At 64.5% G+C, this 8511-nt stretch carries 7 protein-coding genes; 3 read left to right on the top strand and 4 right to left on the bottom strand.

The genetic code is table 11. The features are described from left to right. Nucleotides 1-73: 73 nt before the first annotated feature. Together U4Y90_RS34955 and U4Y90_RS34950 are read right to left on the bottom strand one after the other, a co-directional pair. A complete protein-coding gene (locus tag U4Y90_RS34955) occupies nucleotides 74-1390 on the bottom strand; it encodes an MFS transporter (RefSeq protein ID WP_321801605.1) in 1317 nt (438 codons plus the stop codon). Between the two features lie 234 nt (nucleotides 1391-1624). After that, nucleotides 1625-3181, bottom strand: coding sequence for a methyl-accepting chemotaxis protein (locus U4Y90_RS34950; RefSeq protein ID WP_321801603.1), 1557 nt, complete (start codon nucleotides 3179-3181; stop codon nucleotides 1625-1627). A gap of 315 nt (nucleotides 3182-3496) precedes the next feature. Between U4Y90_RS34950 and U4Y90_RS34945 the strand changes: the two genes are divergently transcribed. Further along, the gene (locus tag U4Y90_RS34945) at nucleotides 3497-4495 is read left to right on the top strand and encodes an FUSC family protein (RefSeq protein ID WP_321801601.1); all 999 of its coding nucleotides are present in this window, start codon (nucleotides 3497-3499) and stop codon (nucleotides 4493-4495) included. On the opposite strand, the gene U4Y90_RS34940 is transcribed toward U4Y90_RS34945, so the two are convergent. Together U4Y90_RS34940 and U4Y90_RS34935 are read right to left on the bottom strand one after the other, a co-directional pair. Next, complete coding sequence (locus U4Y90_RS34940; protein ID WP_321801599.1) at nucleotides 4384-5436, bottom strand: glycosyltransferase family 2 protein; 1053 nt, start codon at nucleotides 5434-5436, stop codon at nucleotides 4384-4386. The genes U4Y90_RS34945 and U4Y90_RS34940 overlap by 112 nt on opposite strands. Before the next feature lie 171 nt (nucleotides 5437-5607). After that, nucleotides 5608-6384: a DUF2182 domain-containing protein gene (locus tag U4Y90_RS34935; protein ID WP_321801597.1), complete on the bottom strand. Its 777-nt coding sequence runs from the start codon at nucleotides 6382-6384 to the stop codon at nucleotides 5608-5610. Nucleotides 6385-6483: 99 nt separating this feature from the next. On the opposite strand from U4Y90_RS34935, the gene U4Y90_RS34930 reads away from it, so the two are divergent. Further along, on the top strand, nucleotides 6484-7704 hold the full coding sequence (locus U4Y90_RS34930; RefSeq protein WP_321801595.1) for a helix-turn-helix domain-containing protein: 1221 nt from the start codon (nucleotides 6484-6486) through the stop codon (nucleotides 7702-7704). Nucleotides 7705-7736: 32 nt separating this feature from the next. Next, nucleotides 7737-8375 (top strand): glutamine cyclotransferase, encoded by a 639-nt coding sequence (locus U4Y90_RS34925; protein WP_321801594.1) that lies wholly within the window; start codon nucleotides 7737-7739, stop codon nucleotides 8373-8375. The last annotated feature ends 136 nt before the right edge of the window (nucleotides 8376-8511 follow it).

Raw genomic sequence — 8511 nt, 5'->3', positions numbered from 1 at the left:
ACTAAAAAACCGGGATCCGGCGAAAACCAAACCAACGAAACCAGACGCCGCCCCGCAAAAGGGGCAACCATCCCTAATCCTGCTGCTCAGCGAGCCTCAACTCCCCTTCAGAAACCGAACCGAAAGCGCCATCGCCGTCGCGATCCAACGCAATATCCGGCCGCATGAAAAACGTCATCCCGATCCCGACCGCGAGCAACCCGAGAGACCCCACGAACGGCAAGGTCCAACTCCCGGTCCGATCCACGACAAAGCCGAACACGATCGGCGAGAAAATCCCCGCAATCGCCGAACCCGCATTCACCAGCCCGCTCGCAATCCCGACATGCTTCGGCGTGATGTCCATCGGGACGGCCCAGATCGGCCCGATCGTCATCTCCAGGAAGAAGAACGACAGACTCATCGACGCGGCCATGACAGGCAGCGACTTCACGAACATCACCGGCGCGAGAAACACGAGCGCGCCGAGAAACGCGACGATGATCATATTGCGCCGCGCCGACACCACGCTGCCCGTGCGCTTCAGAATGCGATCGGAGATCACGCCGCCCGCCGTATTGCCGACGACGCCCGAAAGAAACACGCCCGCCGAAAAGAGCGCCGAGCTCTTCAGATCGAGACCGCGTCCATGCATGAAAAACGTCGGCAGCCACGTGAAGAAGAGCCAGCCGGTCCAGCCATAGCAGAAGTAGACGATCATCGTCGGCGAGATGCGCTTGAGCAGACGCCCCCACGGCGTCGGCTCGCGCGTCTTGTCCACGGCGACCTTGTGCTCGGGCGGCAACTCCGCTTCTTCCGCCGCCGTCATATGCCGATGCTTGCGCGGATCATCCGCGAAGTACCACGCGTACACCACGACCCACACCGCCGTCAGCGCACCGACGAGCACGAACGACGCACGCCACGATGCAAACGCGACCAGCAACGCGATCAACGGCGGCGTGAGCGCGTTGCCCAGCCGCGAGAACGAATGCGTGAGGCCCTGCACGAAGCCGCGTTTGCTCGCCGGATACCAGTTGACGAGCGCGCGCGCCTGCGCCGGCAGCGCCGCGCCTTCGCCGACGCCGAGCAACATGCGCGCGCAGAACAGCGACACGACACCGCCCGCGAAACCCGTCGCGATCGTCGCGACGATCCAGATCGATGCGCACAGCACGAGCGTCGTCTTCGCACCGAAGCGGTCGCTGAACCATCCGCCGATCACCTGGCAGATCGCATACGTATAGGCGAACGCGCCGAACACGAGGCCGATGTCGGTATTGGTGAGATGAAGATCGTCGCGTATCAGGCCGGCCGCAGCGGACAGGTTCACGCGATCGAGATACATGATGAACGACATCGCGCACATCAGCGCGAGCACGGAGCGGGTGACTCTGGGGCGATGCAGCATCTTCTATGTCTCCTCCGAGGCTTGTTGCGCGCGGGGTGATCCATTGCGCGCGCTCTTTTTCGAGGACGGACCGCATGTCGATCCGACGCTCCGCAGTCTCGCGAAAACAGCGATAGCCGTCTATTGAATTCGCCTCATGAGGTGATTACCGGCGGTTATGGCTGGGCATAAAAGAAACGGCTCGCGTCCCGAAGGATCGCGAGCCGCGCATCATCATCGAACCGCGAGGCGGCTTCAGGCCGTCGCGCGCATACCTTCGTCGTGAAGACGGAAGGTCTCCACTGCCGTGCGCAACGCGCCCGCCTGATGCTCCAGCGACTGCGCCGCCGCCGCGGCTTCCTCGACGAGCGCCGCGTTCTGCTGCGTCACTTCGTCCATCTGCGTGACGGCGCGCGCCACTTGCTCGATGCCGCTGCTTTGCTCTTCCGACGCCGCCGCGATCTCGCCCATGATGTCGGTCACGCGCTGCACCGCCGTGCTGATCTCCGTCATCGTGCGGCCGGCTTCGTCGACGAGCGCGGTGCCCGACTGCACGCGCTCGACCGAGTTGTCGATCAGTTCCTTGATCTCCTTCGCCGCCGCCGACGAACGCTGTGCGAGCGAGCGCACTTCGCCTGCCACGACCGCGAAGCCGCGCCCTTCCTCGCCGGCGCGCGCCGCTTCGACGGCCGCGTTCAACGCGAGAATGTTGGTCTGGAACGCGATGCCTTCGATGATCGTGATGATGTCCGCGATCTTCGACGAGCTATGGTTGATCTCGCCCATCGTCGTCACGACTTGCGACACGACGCGGCTGCCCTTGCCCGCGATCTCCGATGCATTCGCCGCGAGCAGGGTCGCCTGACGCGCATTGTCGGCGTTCTGTTTGACCGTGCCGGTCAGCTCGTCCATGCTCGACGCGGTTTCCTGCAGCGCCGATGCCTGTTCCTCGGTGCGCGAGGAAAGATCCACGTTGCCCGCGGCGATTTGCTTCGTGGCGGACGCAATCGATTCACTGCCGCCGCGTACCGTGCGAACCGTATCGATGAGGCTCGCCTGCATGGTCGCGAGACCGCGCAGCAACTGGCCCATTTCGTCGTTCGAGCTCACCTTGACGTCGCGGCGCAGGTCGCCGGCCGCGATGGCATCGAACTGTGCGAGTGCCGCGTCGAGCGGACGCGAAATGCGACGGCGCAGCGACATCCACGTATAAAACGCCGCGCCGACGCCGATCAGAATCGCGAGGACGGAAGCCATGCGGAACACGCCGAAGATTTCCTGTCCCTCGTCGTATGAGCCTTTCGCCTGTTCGAATTGCAGCTTGCGCAGCGCGACGCCCGTCTTTGCGAATTCGTTGAAGGACGCCTGCATCCCGCTCGCGTCGGCGACGATCTTCGGCTGATCCTTCGCGCGGATATCGGCATAACCTTCGTCGATCAGCTTTTGAAGCGCGAGACGCTGCGCGTTGAACTTGTCGGCCAGCGACTTTTCGTCGGGGCTCTGCGGCAGCGCGGAGTACGCCGTCCAGGCATCGTCGGACGTCTTGCGCATCAGCGCGCCGCGTCCGATCGCATCGTCAGCCGCGGGCGTGCCCACGTTCAGCGCGGCGCGGTCGAAGGAAAGGCGCTCGCGCGCCATGAACATTTCCGCGTTGCCGACCGACACCGCGCTCGGCATTTCATTCGTGAAGAGGTCGTAAGTTACCGCGTTGGACCGGCTCATGCCGATCAGACCGACCATGCCGATCGCGATCAGCAGCGCGCTCAGAAGCGTCATGGCCAAGGCCAGCCGGCCTTTGATTGTCGAAAACATAGCTCTCTCAATGTGGCTGCATCGCAGGGGCGCGTGCGCGGGCGATGACGGCGATGCTTCGCCTGCCGCGCGGCCGAAGGGGACCCATCGGCTGGTCTGTATAACGACAGCGGGTCGAAGTCCTTTAGTGAGCAATTAAAACGCATTTCAAAACGCTTACGAATAAAAGGCCTTGTTTACAGGGCTTTTCCATATCGCGGCTGGATTCGTGCGCTCATTCGGCTCGTGGTTGTCAGCTAGTCGGCGAATGATTGTTTACAAACTGTTTGAATCGGCGACTACACTTCATGCGGACTCACGACGAGATTGCCGCGCATGTCCGCCGACGCACCGCATCTTCGTATCGCCAGCGAAATCGAGGTCTGGCCGCTCCTGCGCGCAACGATCGCGCTGCTGCCGTTCGTCGTGCTCGCGCTCGCCACGGGCAACGCGATGTGGATGAAGGCGTCCTTGCTCGCGATCGCCACCGTGATCGCGGAAGACAAGCTCGCGTTGCGGCCGTCCGGCGTCATCGCGCACGGTCTTGCGATCATCGGCGGGACTTATCTTTTGCTGCTGGCGGAATTGGTGCCGGCCTTCTTCGTCGTCGCGTGCATGCTGCTGGCGGCGGGCGTGATCCTGCTCGCGTCGCGCGGCAAGGCATTGCGCGCGCTCGGCAACTGGACTTTCATTCCGGTGCTCATTCTCGCTAACGAGCTGCACGGCGGACGCACCGTCGACGCACTGTTGCGCGCAGCGCCCGCATTCCTGCCTTATCTGCTGGTGGCGCTCGTGCCGGCGTTCATATCGGCGCAACGCCATTCGCGCGGCAAGCCCGTGGCGCGCTGGTCGAATCTCGATGACTTCGGCGAGCGCGCACCCTTCGGCGAAGATCTCGCGGCGATGCTCGCGAGCGTCGGCATCGCGGCCCTGATGGTCGTGTACGGCCGCATGGAGCATGCGCAATGGGTGATCTGGGGCGCGGCCAGCATCGTCACGGGATCGGTGGATACCGCCCGCGAAAAGCTGAAGAATCGCGCTTGGGGCGTGATCGCGGGCGTGCCGATCGGCGTCGTGCTCGGGCAATTCGTCGTGCCGCATTCGGGCATGGCCGTCACGCTCGCGACGCTCGCCGTCTTCCTGACGCTCGTCGCGTTCAAGCGTTATGTCGTCGGCTATTTCTTCCGTTGCCTGTTCGTTGCACTCGCCATCATGCTGGCGAATCAGTCCGCCGCCGATGCGTTCGAGCGGCTCACGCATGTGCTCGCGGGCGGCGTGATCGGCATCGTGTGCGTGCTGGGCGCGCATGCGGTGTCACGCCGCCTGTCGCGATGAAGGCGCAATGAGAGCAGCGCACGCGCGATCAGCGAAAGGTGATAGCCGAGTCGCAGGCTCGAACCATATGCGTAGGCATCGGGATGAGCGAGCGCGACGCGCAACGCGAGCAGCGGCGCATCGTGTCTCGCGAGCAACGACACGACGATCGGCGTGAGCCTGCGCAACGCAGTGCGACGCGCCTCTTCGAGCGACGGATCGAGCGGCAGGGCCGACACGAACGAATACGCCGTCAATGCCGCGGCGGACGTCGAGACGCGCGTGCTGTTCGATATCGACGATGCCGTCTTGCGGTAATACGACACATACTCGTGCACATAACAGACGCGCGATGCCGCGAGACATAACTCCACGCCGAACACGAAATCGCAGCACGCACCGGCGTCGTCGCGATAGCTCACGCGGCGAACGAGTGTCGCTACGGCCATCCATCCGTTGTTGGGGAACATCTGCACGAGGCCGGTTCGACCGGGCCGGGATTGCATGCCTTGCGCGTCCCGCGTGCGATGGAACGCGGCGTTGAGGCGCGCGCTGCGTCGCGGGTCGACGCGGCCCGACGCATCGACTTCGTATTGATCGCCGAACGCGACTTCGAGATGCGGATACGTGCGCCATAACGCGGCGAGACGCGCGACGCCGTCGAGCGCGAGGTAATCGTCGTCGTGGATCAGCATGACGAGCGTGCCCGCCGCGCGTGCGAAGAGACTCGCGACATTGCGCGCCTGACCGAGCGGCGGATCGTTGCGCACATAGCGAATGCGGGCATCGTGTGCGTAGTGCGAAGCGATCAGAAGTTCGGTGCGGTCGTCGCGCGAATCGTCGCCGATCAGAATTTCGATGCGCGGATACGTCTGCCCGACGCACGAGTTCAGGCACGCGACGATCAGTTCAGGCCGATCGCAAGTCGGCAGGCAAATCGAGACCGTCAATGCGCCCGTCATGTCGTCTTCTCGCTCTTCTCGTTGTCGTCACGTTATTCAGTCGACACTTCACATCGCGAAATGTCGTGTGGATGTCAGCAAGTTAGAAGAAAGACGAAGAAAAATAATCGAAAATATTAAGTAAAAAATACGGATGAGGACACGCTTTCGGCGTTCGCCGTCATGCAAAAGTTATCGGGCGATAACGATAGAACCGAGCAGCAGCAAAGTTATGCCGATTGCGTGCGACGCACGTCTGAACGAAGGCATGAGCCGTTCAAGCGTTGTCGCCATTGCGATGAGTGTCATGACGCGCAGGTCCATCATGCCGAAGACGAAGAGCGCGGCCGTGAGGCCCGCGCAACAGGCGAGGCAATCGAGTCCGTGACGCACGCCGTCGAGCCACGCAGCGCGCATGTCCTTGCAAAGCGAGACATGGCGGCAGCACGCCAGCAACCGTGCATGCCATGGCGAGCACTGCAGCGCGCCCGCAACCAATACGACTGCGCCGCTCGCGAACGGAATACAGCGCGCAATCGCCGGCACGCGCAACACGATGCCGGTGAAGATCGCGCCGAACGCGAAGGCCGCGACGCCGGTCATCGTCCATACGTAGGCGTAGCCCGCCGCCATGCTCCACGAGAGACGCGCGCGCTCGCCATCGAGCATCAGGCGATGGCGCCACAGAACCGGCGCGAACGAGGGCAGCATCATCGCGGTCATCATCGCGATCCACATGGCCATGAACTCCGCCGCCGTGCGCAACCATGTGCGGCCGCACATCGGCGTGAACGCCGGCGAGAGCATCCAGCCGCCGGGCATCGGCAACTCGCTCATCGACGACATCGACAGGTGCATCGCATAAGTTACGATCACGCTTGCCGTGAACACGAGTGCGGCAATGGCGAGGAAGCGTCGGCGCAAAAGAGGCGCGTGCTCTCGTTCGATGATGTCGGTCAGCGCGTTCATGATGTCGGTCCTTTGCGTGCGCTCTGCGAGCGTCGGGTACGGTGTTAGATTAGTCGCGGGCATTCACGGCAAAGGAGTGACAAGTGTGTCGGGATTAGCATGGACTCGTTGATCACGGCGGCGGCGCGCGCGCTCGCGGCGGGTGATCCGCTCGGCGCGCTGAATCGCATCGCGCTGCGCGACGACGCGAGCGCGCTCGCGTTACGCGGTATCGCGATGGCGCAACTCGGCGACTTCGTGCGGGCGCGCGCGCTCGTGAAGAGCGCGGCGCGCGCGTTCGGCGCGAAGGAGGCGCTGGCGCGCTCGCGCTGCATCGTCGCGGAAGCGGAAATCGCGCTCGCATCGCGCGATCTCGGCTGGCCCGCGAAGGCGCTCGATCATGCGCGCGCGCTTCTCGAAGCGCACGGCGATCATGTGAACGCGGCGCACGCGCGCTATCTGGAAGTGCGCCGCGCGCTTCTCATCGGACGGATCGACGATGCCGAGCGCATGCTCGACGGGCTGGATCATGCGGCGCTTCCGGCCGCGTCGCGAGCGGCGCATGAACTCATCGACGCGGGCATCGCGATGCGTCGTCTGCAGACGAAAGCGGCGCGCGCCGCGCTCGAACGCGCGACGCTGGCCGCGCGGCAGGCCGCGATTCCCGCGCTCGCCGCCGAAGTCGACAGCGCATGGCGCATCCTGAACGCGCCGGCGGCGCGTCTCGTCTCGCAAGAGGATGAGCGGCTGCTTCGGCTCGACGAAGTCGAAGCGTTGTTTGCATCGAAGGCATTCGTCGTCGATGCGTGCCGTCTGTGCGTGCGCGAGAGCGGCACATCGATGTCGCTCGCGACGCGCCCCGTGCTCTTCACGCTCGCGCGCATGCTTGCGCAGGCGTGGCCCGGCGACGTGCCGCGCGATGCGCTGATTCTGCGCGCGTTTCGCATCCGCGCAGCGGACGAGACGCACCGCGCGCGGCTGCGCGTCGAGATGGGCAGGCTGCGCACGATGCTGCGCGCGCACGCCGACATCGAAGCGACGCCGCGCGGCTTCGCGCTGAAGCCGCTTCATGCGCGCGATGTCGCCGTGCTCGCGCTGCCCGTCGAAGACGAATACGCGCCGCTGCTCGCGTTTCTCGCCGATGGCGAATCGTGGTCGAGCTCCGCGCTCGCGATCGCGCTCGGCGCGAGCCAGCGCACGGTGCAGCGCTCGCTCGATGCGCTCGCCGCGAGCGGCAAGGTGCAATCGTTCGGACGCGGCCGCGCGCGCCGCTGGACCACGCCGCCGATGCCCGGATTCACGACGACCTTGTTACTCCCCGTTGAGCTCGCGAGCGATTAGCATGAGGTCACGAAACCAACAGGAGCACGGCGATGAAACGCGCAAAGGCGGAAATCATCCGCGAATACGGACCTTTTCCGGATATCGACGGCGTGCACGGCGTCACGTATGACGGCGAGCATGTGTGGTTCGCCGCCGGCGACACGCTCAACGCCTTCGATCCCGAGAGCGGCGAGAAAGCGCGCTCGCTGAACGTCGCGGCGCATGCGGGCACCGCCTTCGACGGCGAGCATCTGTTCCAGATCGCCGAAGACCGCATCCAGAAGATCGATCCGAAGACGGGCCGCGTGCTGTCGACGATTCCCGCGCCCGGCGGCGGCGCGGATTCGGGTCTCGCCTGGGCCGAGGGCACGCTCTGGGTCGGGCAATACAACGAGCGCAAGATTCATCAGGTCGATCCGGATAACGGTGCGATCCTGCGCACCATCGAGTCGAATCGCTTCGTCACGGGCGTGACGTGGATCGACGGCGAGCTATGGCACGCGACATGGGAAGGCGACGAGAGCGAGTTGCGGCATGTCGATCCGCAATCGGGCGAGGTCATCGAGCGGCTCGAGATGCCCGAAGGCGTCGGCGTGTCGGGGCTCGAATCGGACGGACATGACCGCTTTTTCTGCGGCGGCGGACGTACGGGCACGGTGCGGGCCGTGCGCAAACCCAGACGCGCGTGAATGTCCGGCTTTCGTCTGCCCCTTGCGTATCGCGGGCGCACGGCAGGCGGGCCGCTTGCCGGCATGCGATGCATTCGCGCGACGCTTCGGCCAAAACAGCTTAGAGCGATGGCGATTAGCCTTTATGCTGTCGAAT

Origin of the sequence: Caballeronia sp. J97, assembly GCF_905220305.1 — a bacterium.
In the GTDB taxonomy this organism is placed as follows: Bacteria; Pseudomonadota; Gammaproteobacteria; order Burkholderiales; family Burkholderiaceae; genus Caballeronia.
The sequence above is the reverse complement of the archived record's forward strand: the minus strand, read 5'-3'. Positions and strand labels throughout refer to the sequence as shown.